We start from the raw sequence: 14337 nt of genomic DNA, 5'->3' as shown, positions 1-14337 counted from the left end.
GCTTTCAGGATTTCCGGGACCCGCTCGCACGCACTACTTTCATCAGGTCTCCTGCGGGACCCTCGAGCTGACGCGGGGGACGCCACACTGCGCGCAGGGATCGGTCGAGTTCCAAGCCTTCGACGGCTACCACCCGAAGTTCTCCCTGCTTCACCTGGTCCTCGACGGCCAGCGTGCTCAGTACCGCCGGGCCGACGCCACCGAGCACGCTGGTTCGAATCGCGGCCGAACTACCCAGTTCCAACAACGGTGCACCGCGCTCGTATTCGTGTAACGCCAGGTCGAGAGTCGTTCTGGTTCCCGATCCGGGCTCGCGCACCAGCAGCGGCGTCGCTGCCAGTTCGGCGACGGTCAGCGGCTTTCGTCGACGCGCCCATGGATGATCCGGATGAACGACCACGACCAGCGAGTCACGCGCGACGGTGACGCTGGACAGGCTCTTCGGAACGGTCGGTGACTCGACGAATCCGAGGTCGCACATTCCCACCTCGACAGCCTCGAGGACGCGGGTCGAGTTGTAGACCTGAAGGTGGACGGTGACACCAGGATGTAGTGACCGAAAGATACCGAGCCAGGCCGGAATCAGATGTTCGGCGACGGTCATGCTGGCACACACGGTCAATTCCGCGGATCGTTCGGTCCGCATCCCTTCGGCGACGTCGAGAAGCTGCCTCGAGTTGGCGAGGACGCGGCGCGCCCAGTGGACGATGACGGTCCCCTGCGGAGTCAAAGTCGCCCCCGTCGACCTTCGGTGTATGAGGGGCATCCCGAGCTGCCGCTCGAGGGCTTTGACGGCGCGGCTGGCATTCGGCTGCGCAATGTTTGCTGAACGGCTTGCCGCACTGAGACTTCCGTGATCATCGATGCCGATGAGTAGCTCGAGAGTGGTGAGGTCGGGCCACCGTCTGGTCATGCAAACAGGCTATACCGAACTTCACGTTCATATCGATTTGATATGCCGTGATGGTAGAAATCGCCCTACCGGAGCGATGGTGGCTCAAGGACGCTGGATGAGTGAACCGTGATGTGAAGTCCGTGGCCGAGAAACCCGCAGTCGCACCTTCGTCAGAAGTACGACGGTGGTCCAGTGTGGCTGCATTGGTGCCCGGAGTTGCGTTGTGCGCCTTGGGGGCCACGGTCGCGCTGATAGCCGGTCAGTTCACCTCCGCCGTGAGTCCGTTGCTGATTGCGATCGTGGCGGGTGCGGTGTTGGCGAATACCGTCTCTTTGCCGGCGAAATTCCAACCTGGCCTGGCATTCTCGGCGAAACGGCTACTTCGGGTGGGTATCGCTCTGCTCGGGCTGCAATTGATGTTCTCCGACATCGTCGGTTTGGGCTGGGGAGTGATCGCTGTTGTGGTGGCGATTGTGTTCCTCGGTATCGCCGGGACCATGTATGCCGGAAAACTTCTCGGATTGAGTTGGTCGCAGAGAATTCTGATTGCCTGCGGCTTCTCGATCTGTGGCGCTGCCGCCGTGGCTGCTGCGGACGGTGTGGTGAATGCACGAGAGGAAGAGTTGCTCACCGCTGTTGCGTTGGTGGTGATTTTCGGAACTCTGATGATTCCGACAATCCCACTGTTGGCCAACGCTTTCGGTATGAACGAGGTCGGTGCAGGCATGTGGGCCGGTGGGTCGATCCACGAAGTGGCGCAAGTGGTGGCTGCCGGCAGCGCTCTCGGCGCCACCGCGTTGGGCGTCGCGACCGTGGTTAAACTTGCGCGCGTGTTGATGTTGGCGCCGGTCATGGCGTTTCTGGGTATCCGGCAACGCAGGATGGTCGACAGCACTGCCGCCAAGCGTCCCCCGCTGATTCCGTTGTTCGTCGTGGCATTCATCGGCTGCATGAGCTTGCGCTCCACGGGCATCTTGCCGGATGAGCTTCTGGGGCTGGCGAAGACGGTGCAGACGGCGCTGTTGGCCGCCGCGATGTTCGCACTCGGGCTGGGGGTGCGGTTGAGCGTCATTCGTGGAGTTGGCGCCCGGCCATTCGTGCTGGCCGCGATTTCCACTGTGTGGGTGGCAACGATCGCCTACGTCGGAGTCGTGCTGGTCAGCTGATCGAGCGCTGAGTCCGCCACGCGCTCGGGCTCATCGAGAACTGAGTGCGAAACCAGCGCGAGAAACTACCCTGCGTCGAAAACCCGAGGTGCACAGCCACTTCGGTCAACGAATAGCGAGGGTTGGAGACAAATCGTTCCGCGAGGGAGCTTCGAACCGAATTGAGAACGGCCGTGAACGTATCTCCGGATTCGGCGAGATGACGGTGCAGTGTCCGCCGGTCGAATCCGAGACTGCGTGCCACCTGCTCGACAGAGCAGCGGCCGGTCGGAAGCAGAACTTCGATCAATTCCTTGGTGCGGCTGAGGGTATCGGAGGTTTCCGAGGCGGGAAGCGAGTCGAGGAACTGGCGAGCGTACGGCCGGAGTAACTCGTCGGAAAGTTGGTTAGCCGCATCCAGGTCGGCGGCGAAGAAAACGATACCGGTGAACTCGTGATCGAATTCCACCGTCTCGCCGAGGATTCGCCGATGCGTGCTCGTGTCTTTCGGGGCATTGTGCGTGAATCCCACGCTGACCGGTTGCCATCGAGAACCCAGGAAACTCCGCAGGATCTGCAGTGTCGCGCCGACTGCGAGTTCGACGCCCTGTCTGGTGTCGACCGGTTCGCCGACCTCGAGCGAGATTCGCAGGGTGGCGAGTCCGTTGACCTCGTTCAATCGAATGCGTAATGACTCGTTGTACGTGTGCTCGTATCGCATCAATACGTCGAGTGCGCTCCTGACGTCTGGTTCTTCCCTGATGACCAAGCTGAGGGGGCCGAGATTGGACAGTCGACGCAGGCCGGCGAGTAGAAGCCCGAAGTCTTCGTGTCCGGACTCCGCTGCCGATCGCTCCAGGAGCGATGCGATGGAGGCGGCCGGTACCCATTGGTCGGGGTTCGCCAGGCTTGCCGGGCTCAGGCCGACACTTCTCATGAGGGCCACAGCGTCCACGTCCACTGTTCGGCACAGGTCGACGTATCGGTTCAGTGACGCGTAGCGGGCGAGTGGCTTCATAGGGCCCCCTTTACTCGATGTCCCGAAATGTTGTGTTGTGTGTCTCGTCAAGTTAAGCATGTGAGCCGGATCTCACATAGTTTTGTTCACATCAGTTCGGCACGACCACGAAGTCGAGCACCGACTTCTGGAAGTTGTTGCGTACGAATACAGCTCGACCGCAATCGAGTCGAGCCCGCCCACAGAATTGGAGAGCATTGATGGCAAACGCCATTCGGTTCCACGAGATCGGCACACCGTCCGTCATGCGTTGGGAAGAGATCGAGGTAGGACGACCGGGCGCCGGAGAGGTTCGGGTTCGTCATGAAGCGGTGGGGTTGAACTTCGCCGACACCTACTTTCGAAGTGGCCTCTATCCTGCGCAATTGCCTGCCGGGATGGGCGTCGAGGGCGCCGGTGTGGTCGAAGAGATCGGCGAGGGAGTAGTCGATTTTGCAGTGGGGGACCGTGTGACCTACACCGGCAGTCCGCTGGGTGCGTACGCCACCGAGCGGATCATGGCGTCGTCCGACCTGATCGCGCTACCCGACGGCATCGCCTTCGACACCGCGGCCGCCATGACCATGCGAGGACTGACTGCCGCCTACCTTCTGCGTCGCATCTACCCGTTGAAAGCGGGAGACACCGTGTTGCTACATGCTGCGGCGGGCGGGGTTGGACTGATCTTCACCCAGTGGGCAAAACTGTTGGGAATCAAAGTGATCGGAACGGTGTCGAGCGACGAGAAGGCGAGCGTTGCCCGAGCTCACGGTTGCGATGAAGTCGTCATCTACACCCGCGAGGACGTCGTCGCGCGTGTCAAGGAGATCACCGGGGGCGTCGGCGTGCCGGTTGTCTACGACAGTATCGGGCAATCCACGTTCGACATCTCTCTCGATTGCCTTGCCAGGCGGGGGCTGCTGGTGTGCTTCGGAACGGCGTCCGGACCGACTCCGCCGATTCAGGCAATGCAGTTGGCAGTCAAGGGATCACTCTTCCTCACACGTCCGGCTCTCGCCGATTACATCGCGGATCCCGAAGAACGTGCCGAACTGGCGGGCGAACTGTTCTCACACGTCGAGTCCGGGCGAATGAAGATCGAGATCAACCAGCGATACCCCCTCGAAGATGCGGTGCGTGCGCACCACGACATGGAGTCCGGTCGCAGTATCGGTTCCTCCGTCTTCTCCGTCTGAACCGAAACAGCACTTCCCAGAGGAATTGTCATGACCAACACCGCAACGCTCACAGAAAACCTTCCCTCGTCGAGGAATACGATCCGCGTCGAGAAATTGACCTGTTCGATCGGGGCAGAGTTGTCCGGGGTGGATCTCGGCGAGGTCGCGCGAGATGATGCACTCTTCGCCGAAATCAAGGCATTGTTGCTCGAACACAAGGTTCTGTTCTTTCGCGACCAGACCTTCTCCAAAGCCGAGCACGTAGAACTTGCCCAGCGATTCGGTGAACTCGAGGATCATCCGGCTCTGGGCAGCGACCCCGACCACCCGGGCCTGGTCCGCATCTACAAGGATCTGGACAGCCCGCCGGAGCATTTCGAGAATGCATATCACTGCGACGCCACCTGGCGCGTTAACCCGCCCATGGGATGTGTATTGCGTTGTGTGGAAACACCTCCTGTCGGCGGCGACACGATTTGGGTGAACATGGCACTCGCCTACGAAAATCTGCCGGCGCGGGTCAAGGAGCAGATCAAGGATCTGCGTGCCAGGCACAGTATCGAGTCGACCTTCGGCGCTCGGATGCCGATCGAACAGCGGCACCAGCTGAAGGAACGCTTTCCCGACGCCGAACATCCCGTGGTACGAACACATCCGGAGACCGGCGAGAAGATTCTCTTCGTCAATTCGTTCGCCACACACCTCGTGAACTATCACACGCCCGAGAACGTCCGCTATGGAATCGATTACGCCCCCGGCGCCGGGAATCTGCTCACTTACCTGGCGAGCCAGGCTCAGATTCCCGAGTACCAGGTTCGGTGGCGCTGGACCGAAAACAGCGTCGCGATCTGGGACAACCGTTCGACACAGCATTACGCGGTGCAGGACTACTGGCCCGCGGTTCGAAAGATGGAGCGCGCCGGAATCATCGGCGACGCACCGTTCTGATCTCTCTTCCCAGCCCCGAAGATAAATTCATTCACTCGATCGGAGTCACGCTATGCATTTCCACGACGATTCACTGTTCCCCGAAACCCAGGACAAGCTTGTCATCACCGTTGCTCCCTACGGACCGGAGTGGGAGCCGGACGATTTTGCAGAAGACCTCCCTCTGTCGATGGACGAGCACGTCCAGCAAGCCGTCGACTGTTTCAACGCCGGTGCCACAGTTCTCCACATCCACGTGCGTGAACTCGACGGCAAGGGCTCGAAGCGTCTGTCGAAGTTCAACGAGCTTCTCGGTCGCTTGCGTGAGGCCGTTCCCGAGATGATTCTGCAGGTCGGCGGGTCGATTTCGTTTGCCCCGGAGGGGGAAGGTGCCGATGCGAAGTGGTTGTCCGACGACGTGCGTCACATGCTGGCGGAATTGGACCCGGCTCCCGATCAGGTGACGATCGCGATCAACACCAGCCAGATGAACATCATGGAACTGATGACCGACGACGACATCGCGGGTACGTCGATGCAGCGTCCGGAATTGGCCGATACGTATCGGGAAATGACTGTGCCCGCCGGTCCGGAGTGGGTGGCAGAGCACCTGCGCCGGTTGCAGGCCGCTGGAATCCAGCCGCATTTCCAGTTGTCCAGTATTCCGCAGCTCGAAACGGTGGAGCGGTTGATCCGACGCGGCATCTACACGGGTCCGGTCAACCTCACGTGGGTCGCAATCGGCGGCGGTTTCGACGGCCCCAACCCGTACAACATGATGAACTTCGTCCAGCGTGTTCCCGACGGTGCGTGCCTGACGCTGGAAACGCTGATGCGTAGCGTCCTGCCGGTGAACACGATGGCCATCGCGATGGGCTTGCACGCTCGTTGCGGCAACGAGGACACCATCTGGGGCCGCAAGGGCGAGAAGATGACGTCGGTGCAGCAGATCGAGCAGTTGGTGCGCATTGCAGGCGAATTGGGCCGCGAGGTGGCTACCGCGAAGGAAGCTCGGGACATCTACCGGATCGGCGAGACGTATGCCGACACCGACGAGACGTTGGCGAAGCTGGGTTACGCGCCCAACCGCCGGATCGGCCAGCTGGGATTCACGCAGCACGCCTGAGTTCACACCCTCTCGTACAACAGTTCCGGGGGTACGAACCGCGACGGTTCGTACCCCCGAATCCCCCCGTCTACCTCGAGTACTTCCTAGGAGAGTCATGGGACTGCAAGCTCCCGCCACGCCACGTGTGGACACCGCGCTCGGAATCGGCGGACGACGAAAGTTATACCCGTGGATCGTTTTCGCCCTGGCTTTCGGTCTTCTGCTCTCGGACTACATGTCGAGGCAGGTGCTCAGTGCAGTCTTCCCGATCCTGAAAGCGGACTGGGATCTCTCCGATTCGCACCTCGCCTCCCTGAGCAGCGTGGTGGCATTGATGGTCGGGCTGTTGACGTTCCCGTTGTCGCTGCTCGCGGACCGCTGGGGCCGCGTCAAGAGCTTGATCTTGATGGCGGTGTTGTGGAGTGTCGCGACGTTGCTGTGCGCAATCGCTCAGACCTACGAACAGATGTTGGGCGCCCGGTTCCTGGTCGGTGTCGGTGAAGCGGCGTACGGCAGCGTGGGTATCGCCGTGGTCCTCAGTGTGTTTGCGCCCCGCGTGCACGCAGCTCTTGCAGGTGCCTTCATGGCCGGTGGATCGTTCGGTTCGGTCATCGGTGTGGCAATCGGTGGGTTCATCGCAGTCCAGTTCAGTTGGCGGTGGTCTTTTGCCGCCATGGCGATCTTCGGTCTGATTCTGGTCGCGCTCTTCCGTGCCCTCGTCACCGAGAAGAAGCTCACCGCTTACGCCGTCGAGGCCGCGCCGGATGCCGCCGGGGAAGCGGTGAGACACGACGGTTTTCGTGCGCCGGTGTCCTCGCTGTTCACCAATCCAGCCGTGTTGTTCGCCTACATCGGTGGTGGTCTCCAGATGTTCACCGCCGCAGTACTTCTGGCGTGGTTGCCGAGCTTCTTCAATCGTTACTACGATCTGGCCCCGGACAAGGCCGGCGTCACGGCTTCCGTGTTCGTCCTCCTTGTCGGAAGCGGGATGGTGGTCTGCGGTTTCATCACAGACAGATTCAGCCGCGACGATTCGGCGCGAAAATGGACCACTGCCATCGTCTACTGCGCCATCTCGTTGGTGGCGCTGAGCATCGGGCTCCGGTTGGGCACGGGGACAGCGCAACTCGTGTTGCTCGGTATCGGTGCATTCTTCTCCGCCGGTTCGTCGGGACCGACGGCAGCGATGGTCGCGAACCTTACCCATCACTCGATTCGAGCCTCGGCCATGGGAACGCTCACCGTTGCCAACAACCTTCTGGGGCTGGCGCTCGGTCCCTTCGTTGTCGGCATCCTCGCCGATCACCTGGGTCTTCTCGGCGCTCTACAGCTTTCGCCCTTCGTCTATGTCGTCGCGGCCCTCGGGTTGGTAGCCGGCAAGCGTGCCTATCCCGCCGGGATGAGGCGGCTGGCGACGTTGCAGAATCGGCCCGAGATCCCCGACGCCACTGAAGTAGCAGATGTTCGGAGTGCCTGATGGATGAATCACCCACGGTAGTAATAATTCCCGGTCTGCGCGATCATGTCGAAGATCATTGGCAGACTCACCTCGCGCGCAGGCTCGACAACGTTCTGACGGTTCCTCCCCTCGAGACCGACAAGCTCAGTCGCGATGCCAGGGTTGCGGCATTGGACGAGGTGTTGACAAGTGTTTCCAGCCCGGTGGTCCTGGTCGCGCACAGCGCCGGAGTCATGACAGTTGCTCACTGGGCGAGGGCGCATCATCGAGAGGTTGCGGGCGCACTTCTGGTCACGCCGGCGGATCTCGAACTTCCGCTGCCCGAGTCTTATCCGTCTCTCGAAGATCTCGACCGACACGGGTGGCTACCGATACCGCGTCAGCGTCTGCCGTTTCCGAGCACGGTCGCGGCGAGTCGGAACGATCCGCTGGCCGGGTATCGCCGAGTTGTGGGTTTGGCTGAAGGATGGGGGAGTCGGTTACTGGATCTGGGCGAGGTCGGACACCTCAATCCGGCGTCCGGATACGGGTATTGGCCGCGGGCGGAATCGTTGGTGCGGGAACTGCTCGAGTCGGTGTCGCGCGCTGCCTCGTCTCATGCCACGGATTCCGAGGCGCAGGAGGAACACAGTCGTGCTTGATCTTGCTGCTCTGCTGGAAGATTCGGCCCGGCGATACCCGGAACGGGATGCGCTGGTTCTCGGGGAAGCGAGGCTGACGTATGCGCAGTTCGACGCCTACGCGAATCGCATCGCCCATCTGCTCGTCTCGCGGGGTGTCGAGCCAGGTGACAAGGTGGCGTTGTCCTGCCCGAACGTTCTCGAGTTCCCGATCGTCTACTACGGCATTCTCAAGGCCGGCGGCGTCGTCGTTCCTCTGAACATTCTGCTCAAGGGGCGCGAAATCGCCTATCACCTGGCTGATTCGGAAGCAAAGCTGTACTTCTGTTTCGAGGGAAGTCCCGAATTGCCGATCGCTGAGTACGCCATCGCCGGGTTCGAGCAGAGCGAGACCTGTTCGGCCCTGATCGTGATCAGCGCCGAGTCGGGTGCACCGTCGTCGATCCTCGGAGTCGAGACTCTAGGCGAAGCACTGGCATCCGTGTCCGGCACGGAAACGCCTGCAGTCGCGGTTGTTCGTGAACCGACGGACACCGCGGTCATTCTCTACACCAGCGGCACGACCGGAAAGCCCAAGGGTGCCGAACTCACTCACTGCAACATGGTCTTGAATGCACTGTCGACCAACCGGTTGTTCGAGAGCGTTCCGTCCATGCATGAGCGTTATCTCCTGACTTTGCCGTTGTTCCACTCGTTCGGCCAGACAGTGACCATGAATGCGGGAATCTGCGTCGGTGCCACCTTGGTGTTGATGCCGCGCTTCGATGCGACCGCGGCACTCGAGATCATGGAACGCGAAAAGATCTCGGTCTTCGCGGGCGTCCCGACCATGTATTGGGGACTGCTCGGCGTGCTGGAGGAGGTAGTGAAATCCGGGGTGGATATCGAGACCGTTGCACAGAACATGCGGTGCGCGATCTCCGGTGGCGCAGCGCTTCCCGTGGAAATATTGACACAGTTCAGGGAACGCTTCGGTGTTCAGATCCTCGAAGGGTACGGGTTGTCCGAGACCTCTCCGCTGGCCTTGTTCAGTGACCCGGAGAGCGACCCCCGGCCCGGTTCGATCGGCGTGCCGATCTGGGGCGTCGAAGCGCGGCTTGTCGACGACTCTTGGCACACGATCGCCGGCCCCGATGAAGTGGGAGAGTTGGCCATTCGCGGGCACAACGTCATGAAGGGCTATTTCAACCGACCAGAGGCGACGGCGGAAGTCATGTGCGACGGATGGTTTCGCACCGGGGATTTGGCACGGGTCGATACCGACGGAAATTACTACATCGTCGATCGCGCGAAGGACATGATCGTGCGGGGCGGATTCAACGTCTACCCACGCGAAATCGAAGAGGTTCTGCTCACTCACCCAGCCGTCTCACTCGTCGCTGTCGTCGGGGTGCCGGACACGAGCCTCGGCGAAGAAGTTGTCGCCTACGTGATCCTAGAGCCGAGTGAAGAGATCTCCGAATCGGATCTCGTGGAATGGTCGCGGGAACAGATGGCCGCCTACAAATATCCGCGCCGCATCGAGTTCGTGCCGTCGCTGCCGATGACGGCAACCGGAAAGATTCTCAAACGTGAACTGAATCAAGCATTTTCGATGGTCTGAGGAGATCGATGACTGACGTTCGAGCAAGTGAAGCTTTTCCCGTGACCCAGGCCATGAAGGATTCGGGTGGCTGGAATCCGTTGTGGGACGGACTTTCGGAGCTGGATCCCGAGTGGACCGAGCTGTACATGAAGACAGCAATGCAGCCCTGGAACAGTGGGGTGCTGTCACCTCAGGTGATCCAGTTGCTGTGCATAGCCGTCGATGCGGCGAGCACACACATGTACGCACCCGGCGTACGACGCCATATTCGCGCCGCGCTCGACATGGGAGTGACCCCGAAGGAGATTCTCGAGGTGCTGAAACTGACCACCGTCGTCGGGATTCATTCCTGCAATGTCGGCGTTCCGATCCTGATGGAGGAAATCGCGAACCGGTGAGGGCGGTCAGTCCCGCTCGCGGTTCTCCCGTTCCTCCCGCTGACGCTGGAGGAACGGGCTCGGGTTCTGTCCGCCGATCGGACCGTGGCCGAGGACTCCGTGCTCGTAGGCCGACTCCGCGTGCAGGGCAACGTCGATTCCGCGGGCCTCGTCTTCACGCGAAATGCGGAAGCCGAAGGTCTTGTCGATGAGCTTTCCGAGACCGTAGGTCACACCGAAGGCATAGAGCGCGACCACGACGACGCCGACGAACTGCTTGCCCAACTGCGCGAATCCACCGCCGAAGAACAAACCTTCCGGACCGCCTGTCATCACGGCCGTCGCGAGGAGTCCGATCAGCAACGAGCCGACGATTCCGCCGACGAGGTGCACGCCGACGACGTCGAGGGAGTCGTCGTAGCCGAGCTTGTGCTTCCATCCCACGGCGTACGAGCAGACGATGCCGGCGATCAGACCGATGACGAGCGCACCGAACATGTTCACCGTTCCGCACGACGGGGTGATCGCGACCAGACCGGCGACGACGCCCGAAGCTGCGCCGAACGTGGTGGGGTGTCCGTCACGATTCTGCTCGACGAACAGCCAGCCGAGTAGTCCGGTGCAACCGGCGACGAGTGTGTTGAGGAAGATCTGCGAGGCCATACCGTCGGCCGCAAGGGCCGAGCCGGCGTTGAATCCGAACCAACCGAACCAGAGCAGGCCGACGCCGAGCAGGACGAACGGCAGATTGTGCGGACGCATCGACTCGGCCTTGAAACCCATCCGCTGGCCGAGGACCAGTGCCAATGCCAGACCCGACGCTCCGGACACGATTTCGACCACGAGGCCACCGGCGTAGTCGAGTGCGCCCATCTGGGCGAGCCATCCCTGCGGATTCCACACCCAGTGAGCGACGGGGACATAGACGAGCAAGGACCAGATGGGGACGAAGATCATCCAGGCGGAGAACTTCGCGCGGTCGGCGATCGCACCACTGATGAGTGCTGCAGTAAGGATTGCGAACGTCAATTGGAAGGTTGCGAACAACACTTCCGGGACATTCCCGTGCACGGTCGACGGGTCGATGCCCGCCATGCCGATGTGTTCGAGTCCGCCGATGATGCCACCGTGATCGTCGCCGAACACGAGGCTGTAGCCCACGAACAACCACGCGACCGTGACGAGTGCGATGGAGACGAAACTCATCATGATCATGTTGAGTACGCCCGTCGAGCGGACCATGCCGCCGTAGAACAGTGCGAGTCCTGGCGTCATCAGAAGTACGAGTGCAGTACTGACGAGCAACCAGGCAGTCGCTCCGGCATCGATGGTGGCGGGCACAGTTTTCTCCTCACGCACGCGGACCAGCCCGCGTGCACGGAACCCACGATGAGTGCGTGCGGTTTCCTCCGCACTGCGATTGTGTTGCGAACATGTTTCGGGAGAAGTCGGCGTTGCACCCGCACCGGACCACCTGTCGTGGGTCGCCGGTAGTCTTTGCGCGTGGCCCTGTACCGGAAGTATCGACCCGCGTCCTTCGCCGAGGTGGTGGGGCAGGAGCATGTCACCGCACCGCTCAGCACGGCCCTCGACACCGGACGCATCAACCATGCCTACCTGTTTTCCGGCCCGCGCGGCTGCGGAAAGACGTCGTCGGCGCGAATCCTGGCGCGTTCGCTGAACTGTGAGCAGGGACCGACGTCGACGCCGTGCGACGTGTGCGACTCGTGCGTTTCGCTGGGCCCGGGCGGCACAGGCAACCTGGATGTGACGGAACTCGACGCCGCAAGTCACGGTGGCGTCGACGACACCCGAGAACTCCGAGACAAGGCGTTCCACGCACCCGCTGCTTCTCGCTACCGCGTCTTCATCATCGACGAGGCACACATGGTGACGGCGGCGGGTTTCAATGCGTTGCTCAAGATCGTCGAAGAGCCGCCGGAACACCTCATCTTCATCTTTGCGACGACGGAACCGGAAAAGGTTCTCCCGACCATCCGTTCGCGTACACACCATTACCCGTTCCGCCTGTTGGCGCCGTCGACCATGCGCGGACTCCTGGAAAAGATCTGCGCCCAGGAGGGCGTACCGGTCGAGCCTGCGGTGTATCCACTGGTCATCAAGGCCGGCGGCGGTTCCCCTCGTGACTCGTTGAGTGTCCTCGATCAGCTGCTCGCGGGCGCAGGAGAAGAAGGTGTCACGTATCCGCGCGCGCTCTCTCTTCTCGGAGTCACCGACGTCGCGCTCATCGACGAAGCAGTAGACGCCCTGTCTGCCAGTGACGGGGCCGCGTTGTTCGGCACTGTCGATCGCGTGATGGACGCCGGTCACGATCCACGCCGATTCGCGCTCGATCTTCTCGAGCGCCTGCGTGATCTCATCTTGATGCAGGCTGTTTCCGACGCCAGCGAACGAGGATTGGTCGACGCTCCGGAAGCGGAGCTGGTCACGATGCGTGAGCAGATTCAACGAGTCGGCCCGGCCACGCTCACCCGCTTCGCCGAGACTGTCCATGCCGGACTCAGCGAAATGCGTGGTGCGACGGCGCCGCGGCTGCTGCTCGAAGTGATGTGCGCGCGAATGCTGCTGCCGTCGGCCTCCGACACCGAGTCAGCTGTATTGCAGCGGCTGGAGCGCCTGGAACAAGGTATTCCGGCTGCCGGAGTCGCGGCTGCTCCTCGCGCGGCAGCAACGCCGGCACCCACCGTGCCGCCGCTCGAACCGGAGATTGCTTCCAAGTTCCAACGGCCCTCTCAACGCAAGGCCGAGCCTGAGGCACGGCCGGAACCAGCCGCGCCTGCTCAAGCTGCGGCGCCACCGGTTGTGCAGGCTCCTGTCGTCGAACCTCCGGTAGCGGCAGTTCCCGTCGTCGAGACTCCCACTGTCGAGATCGTGGAACCGCCGGTTGCCGAAGCTCCGGTGGTTGAAGCTCCGGTTGCCGAAGCTCCAATAGTTGAAGCTCCTGTGGTTGAACCACCGGTTACTGCTCCGGTCGAGGCGGAAGAGCTGATCGGGCTTGCCGAGCCGGAACCCGACTACGAGCCCGAGCCCGAGCCCGAGTTCGACGAGCCGGCGGTTGCCGAAGCTGCGCCGGTCTCGGCAGGCCCCACAGTCGAGACTCTCCGTGAATCGTGGAACACCTTGCGCAACAAGGTCGGTGAACGAAACAAGGTTCTTCCGGCCATGCTGTCCGCTGCGACGGTTCACGACGTGCGTGGACATGTCGTTGTCATCGCTCACGGCTCACCGGTCCTGGGTGCTCGTGTGACGCAACCGCACAACGCGGCGGTCATTTGCGAGGTCCTTGCCGAAATGTTCGGTGGCACTTGGCAAGTCGAGTATCAAGAAGGTGCGCCTACAGCGCCGACAGTATCGAGCGCAACCAAGGCGACAGAAGCTCCGAGCCGCCCTGCCGCTGCGCCCCGCTTCTCGCGGCCCAGTCAGGAGCGCGCAGCGCAGCAGCCCAAGGCCCCGCAGCCCCAGCGCGGCGATTCGGACGACATTCCGCCGCCCGAGGCCCCCGACTATCCGGAAGACCCTGGACCGGCCCCTGCTCCTGAGGTCGACTACGAGGCAACTCCTCCGCCTGCAACGCCGGAGGACGAGGACGAGATGTTTGCGGAGGCGGCGGAGCCCGCTGATCCGACTGCCAGACGTGATCCCGAAGATGTTGCAAAGGAACTCCTCAAGGACGTCCTCGGAGCTCGCCGCCTCGAAAGCTGAGTTGCCGAGTCGGTCCGTGTGCGTGAAACAGCTGTCGGAATCCAGCTGCACCACTGTGTGATCGAATTGTTATAAGTGCCGTTCCCTTTGTGTGCGCGCGTCTCGAAAGCGCACCGGCTCGGCCTCGCAAAGCTGAATTGTATGTGGCTGGTTTGCTGGCACATTCGTTCGCTCAGTTCCGGTGTAACGAAACGTCGATTCGGACGATGGTCGCCGAAGAATATCTGGAATTTCTCGTTGTCTGATGGGCATTCGAGTGCTGCTGTTAAATTTCGGTGTGTCACGAATGTTCAGATTGATAGTTGTCGGATGTTTGATTTGCG

12 protein-coding genes are annotated in these 14337 nt (G+C 61.7%); 9 read left to right on the top strand and 3 right to left on the bottom strand.

Going from position 1 to position 14337, the window contains the following annotated elements; genetic code table 11:
- Positions 1 to 4: 4 nt before the first annotated feature.
- Positions 5 to 913: a LysR family transcriptional regulator gene (locus QRN54_RS14695; protein ID WP_003943906.1), complete on the bottom strand. Its 909-nt coding sequence runs from the start codon at positions 911 to 913 to the stop codon at positions 5 to 7.
- 101 nt (positions 914 to 1014) lie between these two features.
- On the opposite strand from QRN54_RS14695, the gene QRN54_RS14690 reads away from it, so the two are divergent.
- Positions 1015 to 2061, top strand: a complete 1047-nt coding sequence (locus QRN54_RS14690; RefSeq protein WP_285182337.1) for a YeiH family protein — start codon at positions 1015 to 1017, stop codon at positions 2059 to 2061.
- On the opposite strand, the gene QRN54_RS14685 is transcribed toward QRN54_RS14690, so the two are convergent.
- Complete coding sequence (locus QRN54_RS14685) at positions 2054 to 3058, bottom strand: AraC family transcriptional regulator (RefSeq protein ID WP_073512843.1); 1005 nt, start codon at positions 3056 to 3058, stop codon at positions 2054 to 2056. The two genes, QRN54_RS14690 and QRN54_RS14685, sit on opposite strands and share 8 nt — an antisense overlap.
- A gap of 200 nt (positions 3059 to 3258) precedes the next feature.
- Here QRN54_RS14685 and QRN54_RS14680 point away from each other — a divergent pair, with 200 nt between their 5' ends.
- From QRN54_RS14680 to QRN54_RS14650, 7 genes are all read left to right on the top strand, one after another.
- Entirely contained in the window at positions 3259 to 4233 is a 975-nt protein-coding gene (locus tag QRN54_RS14680; protein ID WP_285182336.1) for a quinone oxidoreductase family protein, read from the top strand.
- A gap of 30 nt (positions 4234 to 4263) precedes the next feature.
- On the top strand, positions 4264 to 5163 hold the full coding sequence (locus QRN54_RS14675) for a TauD/TfdA dioxygenase family protein (protein WP_007731564.1): 900 nt from the start codon (positions 4264 to 4266) through the stop codon (positions 5161 to 5163).
- A gap of 52 nt (positions 5164 to 5215) precedes the next feature.
- Positions 5216 to 6268 (top strand): beta-keto acid cleavage family enzyme, encoded by a 1053-nt coding sequence (locus tag QRN54_RS14670; RefSeq protein ID WP_042447742.1) that lies wholly within the window; start codon positions 5216 to 5218, stop codon positions 6266 to 6268.
- 97 nt (positions 6269 to 6365) lie between these two features.
- A complete protein-coding gene (locus QRN54_RS14665) occupies positions 6366 to 7727 on the top strand; it encodes an MFS transporter (RefSeq protein ID WP_285182335.1) in 1362 nt (453 codons plus the stop codon).
- Complete coding sequence (locus QRN54_RS14660) at positions 7727 to 8350, top strand: RBBP9/YdeN family alpha/beta hydrolase (RefSeq protein ID WP_285182334.1); 624 nt, start codon at positions 7727 to 7729, stop codon at positions 8348 to 8350. The genes QRN54_RS14665 and QRN54_RS14660 overlap by 1 nt, the downstream gene beginning before the upstream one ends.
- Complete coding sequence (locus QRN54_RS14655) at positions 8343 to 9932, top strand: long-chain-fatty-acid--CoA ligase (protein WP_065455099.1); 1590 nt, start codon at positions 8343 to 8345, stop codon at positions 9930 to 9932. The genes QRN54_RS14660 and QRN54_RS14655 overlap by 8 nt, the downstream gene beginning before the upstream one ends.
- 8 nt (positions 9933 to 9940) lie before the next feature.
- On the top strand, positions 9941 to 10312 hold the full coding sequence (locus QRN54_RS14650) for a carboxymuconolactone decarboxylase family protein (protein ID WP_020905896.1): 372 nt from the start codon (positions 9941 to 9943) through the stop codon (positions 10310 to 10312).
- A gap of 6 nt (positions 10313 to 10318) precedes the next feature.
- Here QRN54_RS14650 and QRN54_RS14645 read toward each other — a convergent pair whose 3' ends face one another.
- Positions 10319 to 11632, bottom strand: a complete 1314-nt coding sequence (locus QRN54_RS14645) for an ammonium transporter (RefSeq protein WP_003943791.1) — start codon at positions 11630 to 11632, stop codon at positions 10319 to 10321.
- Positions 11633 to 11794: 162 nt separating this feature from the next.
- On the opposite strand from QRN54_RS14645, the gene QRN54_RS14640 reads away from it, so the two are divergent.
- The gene (locus QRN54_RS14640) at positions 11795 to 14014 is read left to right on the top strand and encodes a DNA polymerase III subunit gamma and tau (protein WP_285182333.1); all 2220 of its coding nucleotides are present in this window, start codon (positions 11795 to 11797) and stop codon (positions 14012 to 14014) included.
- Positions 14015 to 14337 lie beyond the last annotated feature (323 nt).

The organism is Rhodococcus sp. MEB032 (genome assembly GCF_030208925.1).
Taxonomy (GTDB): domain Bacteria; phylum Actinomycetota; class Actinomycetes; order Mycobacteriales; family Mycobacteriaceae; genus Rhodococcus_F; species Rhodococcus_F qingshengii.
This window is presented reverse-complemented; position numbering and strand designations above follow the sequence as displayed.

Coding starts and splice junctions, on each gene's coding strand:
- QRN54_RS14650 (WP_020905896.1), top strand. CDS start 9,941: ATGACTGACGTTCGAGCAAGTGAAGCTTTTCCCGTGACCCAGGCCATG.
- QRN54_RS14685 (WP_073512843.1), bottom strand. CDS start 3,058: ATGAAGCCACTCGCCCGCTACGCGTCACTGAACCGATACGTCGACCTG.
- QRN54_RS14695 (WP_003943906.1), bottom strand. CDS start 913: ATGACCAGACGGTGGCCCGACCTCACCACTCTCGAGCTACTCATCGGC.
- QRN54_RS14680 (WP_285182336.1), top strand. CDS start 3,259: ATGGCAAACGCCATTCGGTTCCACGAGATCGGCACACCGTCCGTCATG.
- QRN54_RS14670 (WP_042447742.1), top strand. CDS start 5,216: ATGCATTTCCACGACGATTCACTGTTCCCCGAAACCCAGGACAAGCTT.
- QRN54_RS14660 (WP_285182334.1), top strand. CDS start 7,727: ATGGATGAATCACCCACGGTAGTAATAATTCCCGGTCTGCGCGATCAT.
- QRN54_RS14665 (WP_285182335.1), top strand. CDS start 6,366: ATGGGACTGCAAGCTCCCGCCACGCCACGTGTGGACACCGCGCTCGGA.
- QRN54_RS14675 (WP_007731564.1), top strand. CDS start 4,264: ATGACCAACACCGCAACGCTCACAGAAAACCTTCCCTCGTCGAGGAAT.